Below are 908 nucleotides of genomic sequence, written 5' to 3'. Positions count from 1 at the left end.
CTAGATGATCGATTCCAAGGGGTGTGGGGTAGCGAGTAAGCGCAAGGGCATCCATGATCGGCGTTGCCTAGGCAACGAGACCATGGAGGCCACGTGCACGTCGATCTGGACACCCTCGCGACCGCACTGTACGTCAGGATCGACGACGAGTTGAAGGCGTGCCCGCAGCTCAACGCGTGGCGTCCGAAGGTCGGGATCGCTCCACGGATCACCGACGCCGAGCTGATCACGGTGTCGGTGATGCAGGCCCTGCTGGGCTTTCACAACGAGAGCCGCTGGGTCCGCTACGCCCGCAAGTCGATCCTGCATCTGTTTCCCTACCTGCCCAAGCAGCCCGGCTACAACAAGCGCCTGCGGCGTCTGAGCACCCAGTTGGCCCATTTCACCGCGGTCCTGGCCACCGACACCGACCTGTGGCGGCACCCGATCCGGATCGCCGACTCCACCCCGGTGCCGTGCGGCACGTCCCGGGAGACGGTCCTTCGCTCCGACCTGGCCGGTTGGGCCGGCTACGGCTACTGCGCCTCGCACTCCCGGTTGTTCTGGGGCCTGCGTCTGCACCTGGTCACCACCGTGCACGGCCTCCCGGTCGCGTTCGCCCTGACCAACGCCAAGACCGACGAACGTGAGGTTCTCATCGACCTGGTCACCCTGCAGCCGAACATGTTCCACCACCCGGACGGGCTGATCCTGGTCGTGGACAAGGGCTACCGCGACCGCGACACCGAAACCTGGCTCAACGACAGCGGTATCACCCTCGTGCGACCCGCGTACCGCACCGAACCGGCGCGCCCCGGTCGTGGCCTGCTGCGGGCGGTGCGGCAGAGCATTGAATCGGTCAACCAGACCCTCAAGAGCCAACTCGACCTCGAACAACACGGCGGCCGCACCATCACAGGCGTCACCGT

At 66.1% G+C, this 908-nt stretch carries 1 protein-coding gene; it reads left to right on the top strand.

Features of this window, described 5'->3' with window-relative positions; all coding sequences use genetic code 11:
* Window positions 1–93: 93 nt before the first annotated feature.
* On the top strand, window positions 94–908 hold an 815-nt coding region (locus DKT69_RS00165), incomplete at its 3' end, for an IS982 family transposase (protein WP_109799585.1).

It is taken from the genome of Micromonospora sicca, from assembly GCF_003172935.1.
Lineage (GTDB): Bacteria > Actinomycetota > Actinomycetes > Mycobacteriales > Micromonosporaceae > Micromonospora > Micromonospora sicca.
Note: the sequence above shows the minus strand (reverse complement) of the source record. Positions and strands in the feature narration are given on the sequence as shown.